This window comes from Alcaligenes sp. AB3, from assembly GCF_031844565.1.
GTDB classification, from domain to species: Bacteria; Pseudomonadota; Gammaproteobacteria; order Burkholderiales; family Burkholderiaceae_B; genus Alcaligenes; species Alcaligenes faecalis.
In genome coordinates this window covers 103,403-123,906 of record NZ_JAUZVM010000001.1, presented here as the reverse complement: position 1 = coordinate 123,906, position 20,504 = coordinate 103,403, and the positions used below count along the sequence as shown (strand labels likewise).

Sequence of the window (20,504 nt, the reverse complement as noted above, 5' to 3'; positions counted from 1 at the left end):
GCACGTCACCACTCCACGCGCTTAGCGCGAAAACCCCGGCATCTGCTCGTAACCATGACGGCCCAGCAAGAAGTAGCCCCAGGCATTGGGTGCGTCATCCAGCTTTTCCTGACGTCCCCCCGGCAAGGCAATCGTGGCGCCTTTCTGGATAGGTTTGATCAGGCGAGGAGTGACGACAATGACCAGTTCCAGCTCTTTCTGGCTGTACTGCACGTTGCGGAAAAAACTGCCCAAGATCGGCAAATCACCCAGGAAGGGAATCTTTTTGACGGCAGCGGCGGTTTGGCGCGACACCAGACCACTGATGATGTAGCTCTCGCCATCACCCAGCTCGATCGTGGTATCGGCACGGCGGGTGCGCAGGGAAGGCATCACGCCGCCACCGGGCATTTCCACCACACGCGAATAATCCAGATCACTGGCTTCAGGGGCGACCTTCAAGGCAATACGTTCGGGAGACAGCACCGTCGGGGTTACCGTCAAACCGATACCAAAAGGCTTGTATTCCACCGTAGTCGTTCCCAATCCGCCCGAACTGGGGATGGGGATTTCACCACCGGACAGAAAGCTGGCGCTATGGCCAGACATGGCTACCAAAGTCGGCTCGGCCAACACACGGGCCAGGCCGTTTTGTTCCAGCAGATTCAAAGCCGCACTAAAGTTGCGCGAGTTATACGCCAGGCTCAGGCCACCGCTCAAGGCCTGGGGCAAGAGGTTCATGCCGCCCGACCAGGGCTTGCCGCCAATGGCATTGGCACTCAAGCCAATGTCCTTCATCACTTCGCGGGAGACTTCCACCACCTTGACTTCTACCTGCACCATGCCGCTGGCGCTGACCTCGGACAGGTCCAGCACAGCCGCATCCGGCCCCGCGCCGGAGCGTGCAGCGGCCATGGCATTTTGGTGATCCAGCAAGGAGGGGCTGCTCCCGGTAATCAAAGGCTGCTGTCCCGCACTGGAGACCTGCGCCGACATGGGACTGCCCGATTGCGCCAGTTGCTGCTGCACCTGGCTGGTCACCTCGATGGTCCAGCGATCCGGATTGCTTCGACCCGGCATCCACACACGCAAATCGGCCGTACCGGCGCGCTTGCCGATCAGCAGGACTTCGCCCCGCTGCCCGGACGAGGCGGACAGGATTTGCACATCCGCCACGCTTTCATCGCTGATCGCCACTCGCTGCGGGACTTGCGACAAGCGCAAGATATCCTGATCGTTGGCCACCAGGCGTATCACCTTTTGACTGGCACTGGTCTGCGTCGTTTGCGCCATGACTGGCACCGGCGCCAGACCCGACAAGCAGAGCGCATACCAGCACCCCAAACCCAGACCTGCTTTTTTGATTTTCTGTCTCATGTGTTTAATCCATGCTGCCTTGCGTCGCTTCCCGTCAGCCCAGACACGCAGGCTGACCCGTCCCCACAACAAGCTCTGTATTGCTTAGTACTGAATGACCTCTAACCGGCCCCCGCGGATGACTTCCGTACGGCGCGGTGGCGCAGCATACGGTTCACCACTGGCCTTGGCTCGTGCCTGCACCTGTTCTTTTTCAGTCTGGCTGATTGCAAATTCACGCAAGCCCAAACCGGCCATGGCACGGTTTTCCGGCAACTTCAAGGCGTCGCGTTGATCCGCGTCCAGCCCAGCACGTGCCGGGATCAAGCCTGCAAATTCGGGGAATAAAGAAGCGTCTGGCAAGTTCTCGTCCTTGGGCGCACGCAAGACCAGTTGCAGGCTGCCGCCGCGGCTGGCCAGCAAGAGCTCATTGACCGACTCCACAGGGACGGCCAGCATGGCATGGCGCGCCTGGGTTTCAGCACGATTGGTGGCACTGGCTTCTGCCGGATCTGGCCCGGACAAGGAGGCACCGCCATAAGCCAGCACGCGCACCCGCGGCATCAACAAACGGGCTTGTGTGTCATTGACCTCGTTGCCGCTGTTGAAGGTAATGAAGATATCCACCAGATCACCCGGCTCCACCCGGTGACTGGCGCCGGTAATCACATCAATAGGAATGGTGACGGCCCGCTCGCCATCTTCCAGATAGCTCGCCAGGCTTTTCGCGATAAAACTGCTCAGCACAGGCTGGCCCTGGCCCAGATCAAAACGCAAGGTTTTGCCGGTCAAGGCTTCCAATGTATTGAAAGACTGAGCGGGTGCTGCCGGCCACTGCGCCAGCTCCAGCGCATCAGCCTGCAAGGTTTCCCCGGCTTTCATATCTCGTTTGACGAGGACCACTGCCTGCAAGGTCGCCGCTGGTTCCGTGCTTTGCGTGCTGACTACAGGCTGGACCACCTCGGGTTTGGGCTTCATGCCCAGGTACAAGGCAAACGCAACCAGTACGGCTGCGATCAGCAATAAAAGGACTGCCGCCCCCTTCATGATGCCGCTCATTAATTTGGTCTCCTGAGTACGAGTAATGTCTTGGCGCTTAAGCTGCGCAATTGATCTGCCTGTTCCTCTTGCGGTCTGAGCAGATCCAGGGTTGTAGAAAGAATTCCGGGTTCAATCTCCAGCTTCAGGGAAAGCTGGGCGCAGTCGTACTGAGGCTCCGAGGCACAGGCCTGAGATTGAACATCCGCACTCAGGTCGCCAAACCAGTGCAAGAACGCATCGCTCTTGGCTTGGCCCCTGCCATAGTTCTTGGCCAGTTCCTGATTGACAAAGGGCGCGATCTCATCAGCGTTTTTGACCTGCATCGTCGCTTGTCGAGAAAGGTCACCGACCAGATGATCCATTTTTTGCTTGGCCAGAAACAAGGAACTGAAAGTGATGATGCCGCTGAAGATCAGCAACAGAATCCCCACCATCAAGGCAAACTCGATAGCGGCAACACCTTGCTGGCGTTGTGCAGCAGGAGTGAATTGGGTGACGCGAGTCATGGCGTGCCTCCCGTGGCGCCCACTTCGCCGGCAACCAGCAGATTGATCTGCGCATGGCCCTTTAACTGCTCAGGCACAACCAGCGAAAACAAGGTGTCGGGCGCAAAACGCGGAATCAGCGGGGCTTGCAGGTAGTCGTACACAATGCCGACACGCAGCTCGTCACTGAGCAAATCAGTGGTGATACGTACATGCTCACTGCCCACCCAGCTGCTTAACCACTGAACCTGATCAGCAGCCACTTCCTTGGCGCGAGCCGCACGTGCCTGCAAACGGTCCGGGCTGAGCATGGGGCCATCTTGCCCGGCCCCTGGCTCAATCAAGGCAGCACGGGCACCGGACTCGGCAGCAAAATTCAGGGACTGCTGCGCGGTCATGATCAGACCGAAAGTCAGCAAGCCATACATGAAGAGAAACAACAAAGGAAAGACCAATGCAAACTCCAGCGCGTAAGCCCCTTGCTGGTACTTTTTAATTACGCCACGCCGTGTTGCTAATTGGCCCTCTCGTGGGGGCTTTATTGATTTTGAATCCATACCCACCCCATTGTTGCAAGGGATAACCAGGCCCCTAAGGGCACACTACGTGCCTTGACGCGGGTTCCCGGCAAAGCAAATCCGTACTTACGTTCCAAGGATGGGATCAGCACCAGTATCAAGGCATGTAAACCGGCCAGTACCGTGCCAAACAACACCACCATGCCTGCTTCTTTCCACCCCAGGGCCAGGCCCAGCACAGCCATCAGCTTTACATCGGCGGCGCCCATCAAACGCAATAGCCAGACTGGATAAAACACAATCAAGGCGGCTGCAAAACCGATCAGGGAGTCTCCCCAGCCCGCCACCCATCCCCAGGGAAGGCCATAGGACACACTGACAAGAACCTTGTGCAGCACAACCGTTACACCGTAAAAAACAAGTAAAGAATTCGGGATTTTCCGGAGTTTCAGATCGCGATACAGAATCTGAACGGAAAAGAAAATCAAGATAAAAATAAAAGAAAGATTTATAGAACCAAACATAAGCATCAGCCATTCAAAATAAAAGGCACAGCCACAATTGAATTGGCTGATGCTAAAACAAAAGCATTCTTATTAATTAGCTACCGGCGCTGCTGGACCCATCTGTGCCAGCCTTAACTGATGTCGAAACCTTCTCAAACATCGCACGCAAGTCAGCACCAAGTGCTGTCAAAGCAGCAATGATCGCCACAGCGATCAGCCCTGCGATCAGGCCATACTCAATAGCCGTTGCACCATCTTCGTCCTGCCAGAACTGTTGAAGTTGAGTCTTCATGACTGTCCCCAAATAAAAAGAAAAAACCACCCTCAATGACGAGGGATCGAGGCCCCTTGAGGCACAACATTTTGCCAACTTTGGCAACTTTCACTGCAAACCATTATCAATTTTTGCATTTCCCCAACGAAACCACTCAATACCCACGTATGTGTATGTTTTTAATAAGATTTACGTGTAACAGAAGAGAAACACACAACCGAATTCTAGCCTAAAGATACGAAAAACGCATGATTGTGTATTTACAACATCAAAAAACCCATAAGAAAACAGCAAAAACCGGCTAACCTGAAACCTTTACTTACCTAAATTGTGTCTAAATTTGTTATTGTTACCGTTTTTATCATTTCAGAATGAAACAAAAAAACCAGTCCGCCCCTGCCGCAAAGCATCCCGGAAGTCGCTTTAATTACTTGAAAGAAAATAGTTTTTTTTCAATTTATAGAGGGCGACAAGGGAAAACCCGCAGCGCTTCAAGTAAGCATGAATACAGCGATAAAGGACTGTCTGCCAACGAGTTAAATCAGGCCTATTTTTTTTGCGTTTCAAAATGTAATAGTTAACGCTTTTTAAAACGCTATGGAGAAATACCCCGCTTTCAAACAGCAAAAAGTGACAGCGAAGATAAACTACGGCACAGTAGAAAAAAGCGCCCGATTTCTAGCGAATAACGATTAATGAATATGAATTCCAAGCACCACTTGTCACTGGCCTTCCTTAGAAAAAAAAATCCCAGCCTGATGGTGAGCTTGGGATTATTTGTGGGTCTGGCCACGACCGGTTCAGAAAGCTGGGCGGACGCCCCGTTGCGGGGGAACCCGGTTGATTCTTTGCCGCCCATTAATACGCCGGCACCGAGCACCCGCGCCCCGTCTCTGAACATTCCTCCCGCCGCAGCCCAGAGTCAGTTGCAACAGCAGCTGCAACTGCAGTTGGTGGTGCGCAGCTTTGATGTCAGCGGCAGCCGCAGCATCCCTTTCGAGCAAATCACCGCCATTCTGGAACCCCTGGCCGGTAAAACGCTCAGCATTGCCCAGCTGATCAACGAGGTGAACAAGATCACTGCCCTGTATCAGCAGCAGGGCTACCCCCTGTCTTTTGCCATCTTGCAGCAGCAGGACTTCTCGCAAGGGCATATCAAGGTCACCGTGGTAGAAGGTCATGTAGGCAGTGTCCGTATCGAAGGCGATCCGGGCCGCAGCCAGGCCCGCATCGAGCGTATTGCCCAGGCCATGGTGGATGAGAAGCCGCTTACCCAGCGCACGCTGGAGCGCACCATGAATCTGCTTCGCACCGTCCCTGGCCTGAAAATCGATCCCAAGCTGGACATGCCCGTACGCACTGATGGCGCCTCGGAGCTGGTCATCAATGCTCAGCACAAATCCTTCAGCGCAAATGCCAGCGTTGCGGAAATGGGGTCCAGCAAACAGGCTCTGGTGCAGTTGAGTGCCAATAGCCTGACACCTTTAGGCGAAGAGCTGAAACTGACTGCCGCCATTCCCACCCGTTCTGAGGATGTGAAGTACATCAGCGGCAACCTGACCATTCCCCTGACCGGCAATGGTTTGAACCTGGAAATTGATGGCTATCACTACCGCTCCGAGCCGCGCGACGAGGTACTGGAGAGTCAGGGCTGGAACCGCAAGGTCATCAACGAACGTATCGGGGCAGCCATCAGTTACCCCTTCATCCTGAACAATCAGCGCAGCCTGAAGGGCACGGCAGGCTTTTATGCCAGCCGCTCTCTGGATGACTACACCCACAAGACGCTGGACAATGTCTGGATTGAAAACACCACAGATGTGCGCGCGCTGAAAGCCGAATTACGCTATACCGATGCCTCGCCGCGGCAGTCACGCGAAGTCAATTTCGGGGTGTATAAAGGTCTGGACGCCATGGGGGCTCGCAAATCCTTGAACACCTATTTGCAGCGTGATGCCGAATCGGATCTGGATTTGAACTTCACTCGCTGGACAGCGTCCTTCAAACAGAATCTGGCTCTGCCGGGGCAGTTTGGCATGAGCTTCTCGGCCAGCGGCCAGTACAGCTCCGATGTATTGCCGAACTCCGAACAGGTGTCTTTTGGTGCCTGGCGGCATGGCTACGGTTATCCGCAAGGCGAACTGGCGGGTGACAAGGGCTTGGGCGCCACCCTGGAGATCAACCGCCGCTTTACGAACTCCTCCACCTGGCTCAATAACATCCAGCCCTATATTGCGTATGACTGGGCTCGCGCCTGGTACAACCTGGAGCGGCTCAACAGCTATAACAACCGCAGCCTGCGCTCCGCGGCGATTGGGGTGCGACTGTCCAATAACAAACACTATTTGTTTGATATCAACGTTGCCAAACCGCTGGGCGATTTGCCGGTTAACTCCGACAAGCGCAAAGTACGCTTGAACACCAACTTTCTGTTCTTTTACGACGGTTTTTAAAGCCCGCTTCACTGCGGCGACTACTGCCGATCTTCCCCAAGGCCATCGCAAGATGGCCTTTTTTGTTTCCCATCCCGGCGTATTTTGCCCCCAGGTGTTACGAAAAACGTTACGTAACGGGAACGGAACACCCTGCAAAAACAGCCCCAAAGAAGCTCAAATTGCTCTTTGATTTTGGCTACAGCAGCCAAAAAAAGAATAAGAAAAAATAATAAGTCGCTGATTAATAAAGATAAAAATAAAACAAAAGGAAAACAAAAAAACATGGCACGCTACTTGCTTCATGTCTATCAACAGCCCCTTGAGGGCGTGCTTACACTTCAAATCGGAGTTAGACATGAAAGCAAGGAATTCAGCAAGAAACGCTTCGGTACAACGCAACTTGCAACGTGCCGTTGTCGCTACATTGGTCATCAGCGCCGCCGTTCTGGCTGGCTGCTCCTCGCGCGGCGGTGTGCGCGATGGTCTGGATGTGTCGGTCCGCCCACCCGTGGTTGATCCCAACCTGCCCAACCCCGGCGACGGCGGCACCGGCGGTGGCAACAATGGCGGGGGCAATAACGGCGGAAACAACGGAGGTGGCAAGGACACGAGCCTGACGCAAAATGCGCTGGGCAACCTGGGCCAGGCCGTCGACAACGTGGTGCCGTTGAACCTGAGCAAAACGGGTAATCAACTGGGCAAAACGCTGGATGGCGCACTCAAGCCCGTCACCGATATCGTGACAGATACCACACGCACCGTCGGAGGCGTCACTGGACTGGGCCAGCCTGTCAACGGCCTGACAAATCAAGTCGGTGGTGTCGTGACCAATCTGGGCGATCAATTGGGCAAGACAGGCCTGCCCCTGAATCTGGGTGAAGGTGCTGGCGGCCTGCTGTCCCATCTGGGTCAAGCCGTGGGTTCGGTCGGCGGCCTGCTGGTCAACGATCCCAAGAACCCCAACCCACTGGGCAATACCCTGCACCACGCCACCAAAGGCGTAGAAGTGCTGACCGGTTCCTTGCTGGGTGAAGGCAGCCTGCTGCACCCATTGACCTCGCAGTTGGGGCTGGGCGGTATCTTGCTGGCGGATGGCGGTGAGCCCATCCTGAAACCTGCGCTGGGCAATGTCGGTCAAACCGTAGACAACATTCTACCATTGGGCCTGAACCCGATCCTGGGTGATGTGGGGGGTGCCCTGGATAACACGGTGGCACCTATTGCTGCCACCGTCACCAACGTGACTCAACAGGTAGGTGATGGTCTGGGGGTTGGACAACCTATCAACGCCTTGTTGGGTGGGGTCGGTAGCGCTTTGGGCAATGTTGGCAGCCAACTGGACAACGCAGCACCGCTGGGACTGGGCGGTGTGGTGGAACATCTGGGCCAGGCAGTCGCCTCGGCAGGTGGCCTGCTGCACAAGACCGATGCGAACACCAATCCTCTAGGTAATACCTTGAATCACGCCACTCAAGCCGTCGCCTCCCTGACGGGTGGGCTGGGCGGTATTACAGGCGGTGAAGGTGGTGGATTGCTGGCACCCGTGACCGGCCTGTTAGGTGGCCTGGGTGGTGGTGATACGGCAAACGGTGGCCTGCTGGCTCCTGTCACTGGTTTGCTGGGCGGTTTGACTGGTGGTTTGGGCGGTGGCGATGCCGCTAACGGTGGCCTGCTGGCCCCAGTCACCAATCTGGTCGGCGGTTTGACAGGCGGCCTGGGTGGCGGCGAAGGTGCGAACGGCGGCTTGTTGGCCCCGGTCACCAATCTGGTCGGTGGTTTGACGGGCGGCCTGACCGGCGGCGAAGGTGCGAACGGCGGCTTGCTCGCCCCCGTCACCAATCTGGTCGGTGGTTTGACGGGCGGCCTGACCGGCGGCGAAGGTGCGAACGGCGGCTTGCTCGCCCCCGTCACCAATCTGGTCGGTGGTTTGACGGGCGGCCTGACCGGCGGCGACGCCTCCAGCGGTGGTTTGCTGGCTCCTGTCACGGGTCTTTTGGGCGGCATCACAGGCAGTGTTGCAATTGGTGGTGGTGCAGCAGCAGAAGGCCAGGCAAGCGGCGGCTTGTTGGCACCCGTCACCGGCTTGGTCGGTGGCTTGGTCGGCGGTTTAACAGGTGGCGTCAACGTACAGGCAAATGCTGGCGAAGCCGGTAGTGGACAAGCAAACGGCGGCCTGCTGGCCCCCGTCACGGGCCTGGTCGGCGGTCTGCTGGGAGGTGGCCGGAAATGATGAATAAAGTCATGAACCCGGTCAATTTGCCAGTGAACTTTCACCCTGGCGCGCAAAACGCCGGGGCCCGGTCAAACTGGTCCTCGCACAACGATGAGCACAGCATGTTGTCAGAGAAGATGTTGATGGATTTGGGCAAGATGCTGGGTCGTCAGTTCACCATTTACGCGGAAGCCCTGAAAGCCAGCTTGGCCGAAGAAGCCAACATCCCCTTGAATGACTTCAAGGCCCTGGAATACATCATGGAGTTCGATGCACTGCCAACTGGTCAGCTGGCTCACTTGATGGACTTGAGTGCCAGCGGTGTCAGCGCACTGATCAACCGTCTGGAACATCGGGGCTATATCACCCGCGGCCGTCACCCTCTGGACAAGCGCGTGATTGCCCTGCACCCGGTGATGGACAAGTGTCGAGAAGTCCTGGCCGTGAAGGAGCGCGCGATCAATCAGGCCATCAACACAGCGGCCAATCAAAACCCCGCCCAGTTGATCGCCATGTACGACTTTCTGGTCGATAGCATGAGCACCTTCAGGCAGAACACCAAAGCCTGGCTGGATGCCAAGGCCTTAGTGCCACGAAGCTCCTGAGCACCCTGCTCTACCTCTACCGAACCGCTGCTTGCCAGCGGTTCTTTTTTTGTTACGTAACACGTTCCGCACAAGGCCCAAAACACGTAACAAATAGCCCTCTTTTTTTCTCTTACTTTTCACCAAATGCAGCTTGCATGCGGCTTGCAGACGGACCGATAAATTGGCACGCGAATTGCTTTAACTAGATTCAGGAAGCAAGCAAGTACCCCGATCATTTATTGGAGCAAGCAATGCATAACAATACAGACAGCAAGAAACCAGGCCTGCGCCTGACACTCCTGGCTACGTTGATGGCCAGCACTTTGGTCTTGACCGCCTGCGGCAGTTTGACCGGTGGCGGCGGCGGTAGCGGTGGCGGTGGAGAAACCCCCACCAACCCAGGCCCGGGCACTGGCGGCCCTGGTGGCGGCGATAACGGCGGTGGTGACAACGGCGGTGGTGACAACGGCGGTGGCGATAACGGTGGAGGCGACAACGGCGGTGGCGACAACGGCGGCGGCGATAACGGTGGAGGCGACAACGGCGGCGGCGATAACGGCGGCGGCGATAACGGTGGAGGCGATAACGGTGGAGGCGACAACGGCGGCGGCGATAACGGCGGCGGCGACAACGGCGGTGGTGACAACGGTGGCGGCGACAACGGCGGTGGTGACAACGGTGGCGGCGACAACGGCGGTGGTGACAACGGTGGCGGCGACAACGGCGGTGGTGACAACGGTGGCGGCGACAACGGCGGCAATCCTCCCACTCGCACTCCAGGACCACTGGAAACCACGCTGAATAATGTCGGTGAAGCCGTCGACAACGTTCTGCCAGTTGGCTTGCAAGATACCGGCGGCAAGCTGGGCAAAACACTGGATACCGTAGTCGCTCCTGTTGTGGACACCGCAACTGGCCTGACTCAACAAATTGGTGGCGCTACGGGCCTGGGCCAACCTGTGAACAGCCTGCTGGGTCAAACAGGTGGCGTCGTTGCCAATCTGGGCGAACAGTTGGGCAATAGCGGTCTACCCCTGAATCTGGGCCAGGGCGTGGGTGGTCTCTTGAGTGGTTTGGGCAATGCGGTAGGCAGCGCAGGCGGCTTGCTGCATGCGGATGCCAACAACCCCAACCCATTGACCGCAGTGCTGGGTCACGCAACTGGTGGTGTAGCCGCCCTGACCGACTCCCTGCTGGGCGAAGGCAGTTTGTTGTACCCCATCACTGGCCAACTGGGACTGGGCGGTTTGCTGAACGGCACGGATGCCGCCCCCATTCTTGAACCTTCGCTGGCCAACGTAGGCCAGACAGTCGACAACATCTTGCCGATTGGCCTGAACCCTATCCTGGGCAATGTAGGTGAGACCCTGGATACCGTAGTAGCTCCCGTAGGTGCCACAGTCACGCATGTCACCCAACAAGTGGGGGATGGACTGGGCGTTGGCCAACCCATCAATGCTCTGCTGGGCGGGGTGGGCAGTGCCTTGGGCAATGTAGGTAACCAACTGGACGGCGCTGCCCCCCTGGGTCTGGGCGGGGTAGTGGGACACCTGGGTCAGGCAGTTGCGTCGGTCGGCGGACTGGTTCACCAAACTGATAGCAATACCAACCCGCTGGGCAACACCCTGAATCACGCCACCCAAGCCGTCGCATCCCTGACCGGCGGGCTGACGGGTAATGGCGAGGGTGGCCTGCTCTCTCCAGTCACCGGCCTGCTCGGCGGCCTGACGGGTGGTTTGGGTGGTGGTGATACGGCCAACGGTGGCTTGCTGGCTCCTGTTACAGGCCTGCTCGGTGGTTTGACAGGTGGCTTGGGCGGTGGCGAAGGCGCCAACGGTGGTTTGCTGGCCCCTGTCACCAATCTGGTCGGCGGTTTGACCGGCGGCCTGGGCGGTGGTGATGCTGCCAACGGTGGCTTGCTGGCCCCCGTCACAGGTCTGCTCGGTGGTTTGGGCGGCGGTGAAGGCGCCAATGGCGGTTTGCTGGCCCCCGTTACCAACCTGGTCGGCGGTTTGACCGGCGGCCTGGGTGGCGGTGACGCCGCTAACGGTGGTTTGCTGGCTCCTGTCACCAACCTGGTCGGTGGCCTGACCGGCGGCCTGGGCGGTGGCGATGCTGCTAACGGTGGCCTGCTGGCGCCTGTCACCGGCTTGGTCGGTGGACTGTTGGGCGGTGTTACTGCCTCGGTTGAGGTGGGTGCCTCTGGCAACGTAAGCGCTGGTGGTGGAGCCGCTGCAGGCACCAATAACGGTGGCTTGTTGGCCCCGGTGACCGGCCTGCTCGGTGGACTGCTGGGCGGCCCCCGCTAAGCGACAGGATGGGGCGGACACCGCCCCATCCGCTATCCCCAGAAACTCACTCAGTAACTTCTGAAATGCCTGAGCAATCCTGATCTTCAGATGGAGCAAGTCAATGACTACGAAGACACGTTTTACATCCAGCAGGATCGTTTTGCTCAGCCTGACAGCCAGTCTGGTTTCCATGACTGCACAGGCTGACTTGCTAAGCCATAGCGCCCTAGCTATTCCTGCCAGCTTGAAGCTCAATCAAAGTCCAGGCGTTATCAATGTCCTGACTACCCCGCCCGGCCCGTTCGAGACAAGTGTTGCAAATATTGGCCAGGCCGTAGATAACATTGCTCCACTAGAAATAGCAGATACTCTCCGTCCCATTGGGCTAATTCGCGATGAAGCCGCTGTCGATATCGAGATACTGGAGCGCTTGAGAGAACGAATTATTTCTGCCATTGACCTAAGCCACATAGTCGATAGTAGTGGAGTTGAAGTAACACTCGACACAGCTGAAGACGGCATCGATATCCTAGGCAGTCTCATTGAAAACGCAAATCTCCCACTCAACGCAGGACAAGCAGCTGGCACTTTGCTGCATGGAGTCAGCGACACCGTCGGTAGCGCAAGAGGTCTGCTTTACAACAATCCCTACTCGATCAGCTCCACGCTGAACAACTTAACGGGCAGCCTTGCTGCTACAACCGATGCTCTCTTGAATGGCGGCAATCAGCTACAACCTTTGCTTGGTGCTCAAACCACGGCACTCCATAGCAATGCTGGTTTACTAGTCCCTGTCACCAATCTGGTCGATGGGCTGACAGGCGGGTTGACTGGTGGCAATACCGGCACGAATGGCCTTCTGGCTCCCGTCACTCATCTGGGCGGCTCTCTGACTGGAGGGCTGACAGGCCACACAGAAGCAAGCGCTGGGCTCTTGACTCCGGTGACCAACCTGGTCGGCAGCGTAACGGGCGGACTTGGTGGTGGCAATGCCGATAATCAGGGTTTGCTGGCCCCTATTACGGCTCTGCTGGGTAATGGCCCGGCTAATCCCTCCACGGCCGTAACCGAAACACCTCCTGCCAATACGGTGGCTGCCACCAATGCTGATCTGCTAAGCTCCGTCACAGGCCTGGTTAACGGTTTGCTGGGCGCTCCCCCGCGCTAAGGATATGTGCATATGCCCAATAAACAGCCCCTGACAACTGAATGGACCGAGCCAGAAGCAAGGGACGAGGTTTTGTCAGGGCATATGCAAAACGACATTGTGCGCATGATGTTGCGCCAATTTGATGTTTATCTGGAAGCCAACAAACACCTGCTGGCACAAGCAGCGGGTTTAAGCCTGAATGAATACAAGGCACTGGAGTTTGTACTGGAGCTCAAACCCCTGTCGCCCGGCAAACTGGCCCAGTTACTGGACCTGAGCCCCAGTGGTACGCAAGCCCTGATCGCTCGTCTGGAGAGCGCCGGCTATTTGCTGCGCAAGCCGCATCCGCGCGACGGACGCATGACCAGCCTGTATCCCAACCAGGAGCGCTGCAAACGCCTGATTGCCGATATGGATCTGCCCGCGCATCACATCATGAATGCCACGGCACATTACAACCCCAAGCAGTTAACTGCGCTTTACGACTTTCTTTCCAAGAGTCTTGGCCACCTGCGCAAGGATGCGCTGGAGAGACTGAAACATAAACCCAATTAGCAGCGGCCTTGTTTTCTTGCTGTTTTGCCCACCAGTGTCCCTGGTGGGCTTTTTTTGTTAAGCCCCGCTAATTGCAGGGAGCGCTGCCTACCCAGCCAAACGGCCCCATGCTACAAAAGACACTGGTCGGCTTAGCTGGCTTTTTCATCGCTAAAACCGTAAGGATGTGTTCATGAAACTCTCTGTACTGATTGCCGCCCTGCGCCTGCGCCATCTTGCAGGGGCTGCGCTGCTGTCCAGTTCACTGGCTGCCTATGCCCTGCCCGCAGGTCTGGCCCAAGGCCCCTCTGTCGAAGGCGTCACTCAATACACTCTGGACAATGGCCTGCGCCTTGTTCTGGCCCCCGACGATTCCAAACCGACGACCACCGTCAACATGACCTACCTGGTCGGCTCGCGACACGAGAACTACGGGCAAACCGGCATGGCTCACCTGCTGGAGCACATGCTGTTTCGCGGCACGCCCACCCTGCGCAATGCACTGGGCGAATTCTCCAAGCGCGGTCTGGAAGCCAACGGCACTACGTCTAGTGACCGTACCAATTACTTTGCCAGCTTCGCCGCTGACCCCGAAACCCTGAAATGGTATCTGGACTGGCAAGCCGACGTGATGGTCAACGCCCTGATCGACAAGCAGGATCTGGAAGCGGAAATGCCCGTGGTGCGCAACGAAATGGAAAGCGGTGAGAACAGCCCTTTCCGTGTTCTGATGCAAAAGCTGACAGCCGCTGCTTATCAATGGCATAGCTACGGTAAAACCACCATTGGCGCCCGCTCCGACGTAGAAAACGTGGATATTGAACAGCTGCGCAAGTTCTACCACGACTACTATCAACCCGATAATGCCGTGCTGTTTGTGACCGGGCAGTTCGACACCGAGCAGACCCTGGAAAACATTGCCAAGGCTTTTGGCTCCATCCCCAAGCCCACTCGCACGCTGCGTCCTGAGTACACGGTAGAACCTGTACAGGACGGCACCCGCACGGTGACCTTGCGCCGTCACGGGGGGGCACCGCTGATCATGTCGCTGTATCACCTGCCCAGCGCAGCCAGCCCGGAGTACATGGACTTGAGCCTGGGTATCAGTGCCTTGGGCGATACCCCCAGCGGACAGCTGTACAAAAATCTGGTCAACAAGAACCTGGCCACCAGCGTATTCAGCTTTGATTCCGAAAGTCACGATCCAGGCTACGCCCTGTTTGGTGCCGAGCTGAAACCCGATATGGATCAGCAAAAAGCCTTGAAGGCCATGAATGACACGCTGGAAGGCCTGGCCAAATCCCCGCTGAAAGAAACGGATCTGGAACGCATCCGCAGCCAGTGGATGACGGGTTGGACACAAACCTATGCCAACCCCTCCCGCCTGGCCAGCGCGCTATCTGAAGCGGCGGCCAGCGGCGACTGGCGTTTGTTCTTCCTGCAACGAGACCGGGTCGAAGCTGCCAAGCTGCCCCAAGTTCAAAAGGCGCTGGAAACCTGGCTGGTCGCCAGCAACCGCAGCAATGGTTTGTACATCCCCACGGAAAAACCGCTGCGCGCTCCTGAAGCCACTACGGTGGATGTGGCCAAGCTGGTCCAGGACTACACCGGCAAGGACAGTGGCAAAGCGGTAGAAGCCTTTGACCCCAGCCCTGCCAATATCATGGCTCGCACCGATCTGCAGCCCTTGTCCTTGGGCAAGGATCTGGGTGAGGTGAAAATGGCACTGCTGCCCAAGGGAACTCGTGCGGAACGTGTGGAAGCCCGCTTGTCCTTCAAGTTTGGCTCACCTGATCAACTCAAGAACCAGACCGCTACCGCTGCAGCCGTCGCCAGCCTGCTGAGCACCGGCACCAAGAAACTGAATCGGGAACAGATTTCCGACCAGTTCACCGCCATGCAAACCCAGTTCAGCACCAGCGGCTCCAATGGTCGTCTGTACCTGAGCCTGTCCTCGAACCGCGAGAACCTGCCTAAAGCCATTGCGCTGGCGCTGGACGTGCTGCGCAACGCAAACTTCCCCGAGGACGAGCTGAAAAAATATCAGCAAGCCGTGGTTACCGACCTGAAATCGGCCAGCACCGAGCCCGCTGCTTTGGCTAGCCAGACGATTGAACGCTATACCAACCCATGGCCGAAGGACGATATCCGCTACACGCCCAGCTTTGAAGAAGGCATAGAGCGCGTCCAGGCGGTAAGCATCAAACAGGTACGTGACTTCCACCAAAAGTTCTACGGGACGGGGGATGTCGCCTTTAGCGCTGTGGGCGACTTTGACAAGGACGAGGTTCGCAAGGCTTTGGCCGATGGTTTGAAAGGCTGGCGCAAAGCCCCGACCTACCAGCGTCCGGACGACCCACTGCAAACCGTGGCTCCCAAGGTCTTTGATATCAACACCCCGGACAAGGCCAACGCCTTCTATCTGGCGGATCTGGGCCTGAAGCTGCAAGACAGCGATGCCGACTTCCCCGCTGTCTATCTGGCCAACTACTTGCTGGGTCTGTCTGAAACCTCGCGCCTGTGGAACCGCGTGCGTGTGGAAGATGGCTTGTCCTACAACGTACGCAGCCAGGTGGACGCGTCCAGCTACGAGCCCCATGGTTCGTGGACGGTGTATGCCATCCACGCTCCCAGCAACAGTGACAAGCTGGCCAAGACCATCGACGAAGTGCTGGCACAAACACTGAAAGACGGCTTTAGCGAGCAAGAGATCAAGGAAGGCGTCAATGCCTTGCTGAACTACCGCCGCTTGTCACGCAGCCAGGACACCGTGGTCAGCAGCGCCTGGTTGAATTACCTGGATCTGGGTCGCAGCTTTGAATGGTCCGAGAAGATGGATCAGGATCTGCAAAAGCTCAATGCACAGCAGGTCAATGCCGTTTTGCGCAAGTACCTGAAGCCCAAGGAAATGGTCGTGGCGATTGCCGCTGACCACGAGCGTCAGAAACAAGGTGCTGCCGCTCCTGAGGCCCAGGAAGCAGAGCAAGGGCAGGCACCCGCTCCGGCTCCCACTGCTCCGACTGCATTGGAAGCCCAGCCCTGATAGCTGAAACCCAGGGCCTGCTCAGGCAGGCATAAAAAGCCCGGTACATATGTACCGGGCTTTTTATTTCGCTGTCCCTTGCAGGATTCAGGAGAAGAAACCCTTCACCTTGTCCGTCCAGGACTCGCTTTTGGGCGAGTGCTTGACGCCACCATCACTCAAGGCCTGTTCAAACTGACGCAGCAATTTCTTTTGCTCTTCGTTCAGACGTACAGGTGTCTCAATCTGAATGTGGCAGTACAAGTCACCGGGGTAGCTGGAGCGCAAGCCCTTGATACCCTTGCCGCGCAAGCGGAATGTCTTGCCCACTTGGGTACCTTCAGGGATGGTGATTTCGCCACGCCCTGTCAGGGTAGGCACTTCCACCGTTCCGCCCAAGGCCGCCGTGGTAAAGGGAATGGTCAGCTCGCAATGCAGGTCCTCGCCATCACGCTGGAAAATACCGTGCGGCTTGATGCGGATTTCCACATACAAGTCACCGGCAGGACCACCGTTCACGCCTGGCTCGCCATTGCCACTGGAGCGGATGCGCATACCATCATCAATACCGGCTGGAATCTTGACCTGCAAAGTCTTGGTCTTTTTGACCTTGCCTTCGCCGTGGCACACCACGCAGGGATCAGGAATTTCCTTGCCACTACCGTGACAGGTCGGGCAGGTTTGCTGCATGCTGAAAATGCCCTGCTGCATGCGCACTGCGCCACTGCCTTGGCAGGTACGGCAGGTCTGTGCAGAGGTACCGGGCTTGGCACCCGTACCCGAGCAGGTTTCGCAGTTTTCCCAGCTGGGTACGCGAATTTCAGTATCAAAACCGGCTGCTGCCTGCTCCAGGCTGATATCCAGCGAATAGCGCAAGTCCGCGCCACGGTAAACCTGAGGGCCACCGCCGCGACGTCCGCCGCCGCCACCAAAGATTTCGCCAAAAATATCGCCAAAGGCGTCTGCAAATCCGGCCCCGCCCATGCCGCCACCCATACCGCCCATGCCAGCGTTGGGATCGACTCCGGCATGACCATAGCGGTCATAGGCTTCGCGTTTCTGTTCGTCGGACAGGATCTCGTACGCTTCCTTGGCTTCCTTGAACTTTTCCTCGGCGTCCTTGCTATCCGGATTACGGTCAGGGTGGAACTTCATGGCCAGCTTGCGATACGCCTTGCGGATTTCATCCTGCGTCGCATTTTTGGCCACACCGAGAATTTCGTATAAATCGCGTTTTGCCATGTTTGATTAACGACGTCCAAACGCCGCTGTTTGAATAATAATGCCCGATCTCCAGCGTATGCCGCCAAAGATCGGGCCAGGGAACCTTACTCAGGCTCGCAATTACTGATCGCGTTTGACTTCTTTAAAGTCAGCGTCGACCACGTTCTCGTCGGCGGGTTGCTGGGCCGTACCTTCAGCACCTTCCTGTGCTGCGGCTTGGGCCTGCATGTCGGCGTACATCTTCTCGCCCAGTTTCTGCGAGGCCACACCCAGTGCTTCCACCTTGGCGTCGATGGCTTCCTTATCGCCTTCTTTCAGCGTTTCCTCCAGATCAGCGATTGCCTTTTCGATGGCTTCTTTCTCTTCCGCTTCCAGCTTGTCGCCGTATTCCGTCAAGGACTTGCGGGTCGAGTGAATCAAAGCCTCGGCCTGGTTGCGAGCAACAGCCAGCTCGGCGATACGGTGGTCTTCAGCCGCGTTCACTTCGGCATCCTTGACCATGCGCTCGATCTCCTCGTCGGACAAACCGGAGTTTGCCTTGATGGTGATCTTGTTCTCTTTACCCGTGCCCTTGTCTTTGGCGGACACGTGCAAGATACCGTTGGCGTCGATGTCGAAGGTCACTTCAATTTGTGGCAGGCCACGTGCTGCTGGCGGAATGCCTTCCAGATTGAACTCGCCCAGTGCCTTGTTACCGGCAGCGATTTCACGCTCGCCCTGGAACACCTTGATGGTCACCGCAGGCTGGTTGTCGTCAGCCGTGGAGAACACTTGCGAATGACGCGTAGGAATCGTGGTGTTCTTCTGGATCATCTTGGTCATGACGCCACCCAGGGTTTCAATACCCAGGGACAGAGGAGTCACGTCCAGCAACAAGACGTCAGTACGGTCGCCCGACAGGACAGAACCTTGGATGGCTGCACCAGCGGCAACAGCTTCGTCAGGGTTGATGTCTTTACGTGGGTCACGGCCAAAGAACTCTTTAACGCGCTCTTGCACCTTGGGCATACGGCTCATGCCGCCGACCAGGATCACGTCGTCGATTTCCGAAACCTTCACGCCAGCATCCTTGATGGCAACACGGCAAGGCTCGATCGTGCGTTCGATCAGGTCCTCGACCAGCGCTTCCAGCTTGGAGCGAGTGATCTTCAGGTTCAAGTGCTTGGGACCGGAAGCATCTGCCGTGATGTAAGGCAGGTTGATTTCGGTCTGCTGCGTGGACGACAGCTCGATCTTGGCTTTTTCAGCGGACTCTTTCAGGCGCTGCAAGGCCAGCACATCCTTGGACAGATCAACGCCGCTTTCTTTCTTGAACTCGTCGATGATGTAGTCGATGATGCGCTTGTCAAAGTCTTCGCCACCCAGGAAGGTGTCACCGTTGGTGGAGAGCACTTCGAATTGTTTCTCACCGTCGATGTCGGCGATTTCGATGATGGACACGTCAAACGTACCGCCACCCAAGTCGTACACAGCGATCTTGCGATCACCCTTTTCAGCCTTGTCCAGGCCGAAAGCCAAAGCCGCAGCGGTTGGCTCGTTGATGATGCGCTTGACGTCCAGACCGGCAATGCGGCCTGCATCCTTGGTTGCCTGACGCTGGCTGTCGTTAAAGTAAGCAGGCACGGTAATCACGGCCTCGGTTACTTCTTCGCCCAGATAGTCTTCGGCGGTTTTCTTCATTTTGCGCAAGATGTCGGCAGACACTTGCTGAGGTGCCATCTTCTTGCCCTGTGCTTCCACCCATGCGTCGCCGTTATCGGCGGCAACAATGGTGTAAGGCACGTGGTCGATGTCTGTCTGAACTGCCTTTTCGGTGAACTTACGACCGATCAAACGCTTGACCGCGAAGATGGTGTTGGCAGGGTTGGTCACAGCCTGGCGTTTGGCAGGAGCGCCAACCAGGATTTCGCCATCCTGCATGTAAGCCACGATGGAAGGGGTCGTGCGACCGCCTTCGGCATTTTCGATAATACGAACCTGGTCGCCATCCAACACCGATACACAGCTATTGGTGGTTCCAAGGTCAATACCAATGATTTTGCCCATGATTTTTTACCTGACTAAAAGATTGATTGCGAAAGCAAATTATTTGATGAAATGCATATGGGGAACTCTGCGTGCATTTCAAGAGCAACAGCCTTATTTTTTTCACTGTGCCAGCAGCAAGTCCGAAAAAGCATTTGAAAACGCGTCAATTCCGGACAGCCTGCTGGCACAGTCAGACTGGCTCAATTACTTGGGGGCCGACACCATCACCAAGGCAGGACGCAAAACGCGATCCGAAATGGTGTAGCCCTTTTGCAGCAGCTGGGCAACCGCGCCTTCTTCAAACTCGGAAGGCACTGCCGAGATAGCCTGATGCAGATGCGGGTCAAACTTGTCACCAGCTTGCGGGGCCACTTCTTTCAAGCTGTTGCGCTCGAAAGCCTTGTTCAACTGTCGCAAGGTGGTTTCCACCCCTTCTTTCCAGGCTTCAGGAGTTTGCTCGGTCTGGGCCAAGGCAGCCTCCAGGCTGTCGCGCACGGGGATCAGGCTCTCAGCAAAGGACTCGGTACCAAACTTGCGCGCTTTGGCAACATCATCATCCGCACGGCGGCGGATGTTTTCCACTTCGGCTTTGGCGCGCAGCAACTGGTCGTAGTACTGCGACACTTTTTCCTGGGCCTGGGCCAATTCGGTGGCCAGATCAGCCGAGCTTTCTTCGGGCTGCTGGGCCAAAATCTCTGGCTGGTCTTGCTCGACAGCGCCCGCTTGTGCCTGCTCAGGCGTGTTTTCCGTCACTTCCCCGTCCAGAGGCTTATTGGGATCGGCATGTGTAGCCATTCGATTTATCTCCACTACAGAATTCGTTGATCGCATGAAAATGGGGGCATCTGCCCCCAGTTCAAGA

General features: G+C 56.9%; 16 protein-coding genes. 7 read left to right on the top strand and 9 right to left on the bottom strand.

The window, feature by feature from the left end; translation table 11 throughout:
- Positions 1–21: 21 nt before the first annotated feature.
- From Q9R35_RS00530 to Q9R35_RS00505, 6 genes are all read right to left on the bottom strand, one after another.
- Positions 22–1,356 carry a type II and III secretion system protein family protein gene (locus Q9R35_RS00530; RefSeq protein WP_042488387.1) on the bottom strand — a complete coding sequence of 445 codons (1,335 nt, stop codon included), beginning with the start codon at positions 1,354–1,356 and terminating at the stop codon, positions 22–24.
- Positions 1,357–1,440: 84 nt separating this feature from the next.
- Positions 1,441–2,394 (bottom strand): Flp pilus assembly protein CpaB, encoded by a 954-nt coding sequence (gene cpaB / locus Q9R35_RS00525; RefSeq protein WP_042488389.1) that lies wholly within the window; start codon positions 2,392–2,394, stop codon positions 1,441–1,443.
- A complete protein-coding gene (locus tag Q9R35_RS00520; protein ID WP_042488392.1) occupies positions 2,394–2,882 on the bottom strand; it encodes a TadE/TadG family type IV pilus assembly protein in 489 nt (162 codons plus the stop codon). Before Q9R35_RS00520 ends, cpaB begins: the two co-directional genes overlap by 1 nt.
- On the bottom strand, positions 2,879–3,418 hold the full coding sequence (locus Q9R35_RS00515; protein WP_233249472.1) for a TadE/TadG family type IV pilus assembly protein: 540 nt from the start codon (positions 3,416–3,418) through the stop codon (positions 2,879–2,881). Before Q9R35_RS00515 ends, Q9R35_RS00520 begins: the two co-directional genes overlap by 4 nt.
- Complete coding sequence (locus Q9R35_RS00510; protein ID WP_197313507.1) at positions 3,400–3,903, bottom strand: prepilin peptidase; 504 nt, start codon at positions 3,901–3,903, stop codon at positions 3,400–3,402. The genes Q9R35_RS00515 and Q9R35_RS00510 overlap by 19 nt, the downstream gene beginning before the upstream one ends.
- 76 nt (positions 3,904–3,979) lie before the next feature.
- Positions 3,980–4,177, bottom strand: a complete 198-nt coding sequence (locus Q9R35_RS00505; protein ID WP_197313506.1) for a Flp family type IVb pilin — start codon at positions 4,175–4,177, stop codon at positions 3,980–3,982.
- Between the two features lie 683 nt (positions 4,178–4,860).
- Between Q9R35_RS00505 and Q9R35_RS00500 the strand changes: the two genes are divergently transcribed.
- The 7 genes from Q9R35_RS00500 (at position 4,861) to Q9R35_RS00470 (ending at position 16,411) form a co-directional block, all read left to right on the top strand.
- Positions 4,861–6,612 carry a ShlB/FhaC/HecB family hemolysin secretion/activation protein gene (locus tag Q9R35_RS00500; protein ID WP_231691371.1) on the top strand — a complete coding sequence of 584 codons (1,752 nt, stop codon included), beginning with the start codon at positions 4,861–4,863 and terminating at the stop codon, positions 6,610–6,612.
- 337 nt (positions 6,613–6,949) lie between these two features.
- Positions 6,950–8,824, top strand: coding sequence for a collagen-like triple helix repeat-containing protein (locus Q9R35_RS00495; RefSeq protein WP_311219175.1), 1,875 nt, complete (start codon positions 6,950–6,952; stop codon positions 8,822–8,824).
- The gene (locus Q9R35_RS00490; RefSeq protein ID WP_026483238.1) at positions 8,821–9,411 is read left to right on the top strand and encodes a MarR family winged helix-turn-helix transcriptional regulator; all 591 of its coding nucleotides are present in this window, start codon (positions 8,821–8,823) and stop codon (positions 9,409–9,411) included. The genes Q9R35_RS00495 and Q9R35_RS00490 overlap by 4 nt, the downstream gene beginning before the upstream one ends.
- A gap of 233 nt (positions 9,412–9,644) precedes the next feature.
- A complete protein-coding gene (locus Q9R35_RS00485) occupies positions 9,645–11,702 on the top strand; it encodes a collagen-like triple helix repeat-containing protein (protein ID WP_311219174.1) in 2,058 nt (685 codons plus the stop codon).
- Positions 11,703–11,805: 103 nt separating this feature from the next.
- Entirely contained in the window at positions 11,806–12,852 is a 1,047-nt protein-coding gene (locus Q9R35_RS00480) for a hypothetical protein (RefSeq protein ID WP_197313505.1), read from the top strand.
- A 12-nt stretch (positions 12,853–12,864) separates the two neighbouring features.
- The gene (locus tag Q9R35_RS00475) at positions 12,865–13,389 is read left to right on the top strand and encodes a MarR family winged helix-turn-helix transcriptional regulator (RefSeq protein ID WP_042488446.1); all 525 of its coding nucleotides are present in this window, start codon (positions 12,865–12,867) and stop codon (positions 13,387–13,389) included.
- 172 nt (positions 13,390–13,561) lie between these two features.
- Positions 13,562–16,411 carry a pitrilysin family protein gene (locus Q9R35_RS00470; RefSeq protein ID WP_063691225.1) on the top strand — a complete coding sequence of 950 codons (2,850 nt, stop codon included), beginning with the start codon at positions 13,562–13,564 and terminating at the stop codon, positions 16,409–16,411.
- Positions 16,412–16,498: 87 nt separating this feature from the next.
- Here the strand turns inward: Q9R35_RS00470 and dnaJ are convergent, their stop codons facing one another.
- The 3 genes from dnaJ to grpE all read right to left on the bottom strand — a co-directional run bounded on the left by dnaJ (position 16,499) and on the right by grpE (position 20,437).
- Entirely contained in the window at positions 16,499–17,632 is a 1,134-nt protein-coding gene (gene dnaJ, locus Q9R35_RS00465) for a molecular chaperone DnaJ (RefSeq protein WP_042488451.1), read from the bottom strand.
- A 102-nt stretch (positions 17,633–17,734) separates the two neighbouring features.
- Positions 17,735–19,660 carry a molecular chaperone DnaK gene (dnaK, locus tag Q9R35_RS00460; protein WP_042488454.1) on the bottom strand — a complete coding sequence of 642 codons (1,926 nt, stop codon included), beginning with the start codon at positions 19,658–19,660 and terminating at the stop codon, positions 17,735–17,737.
- Positions 19,661–19,846: 186 nt separating this feature from the next.
- Entirely contained in the window at positions 19,847–20,437 is a 591-nt protein-coding gene (gene grpE, locus Q9R35_RS00455) for a nucleotide exchange factor GrpE (RefSeq protein WP_063691223.1), read from the bottom strand.
- Positions 20,438–20,504 lie beyond the last annotated feature (67 nt).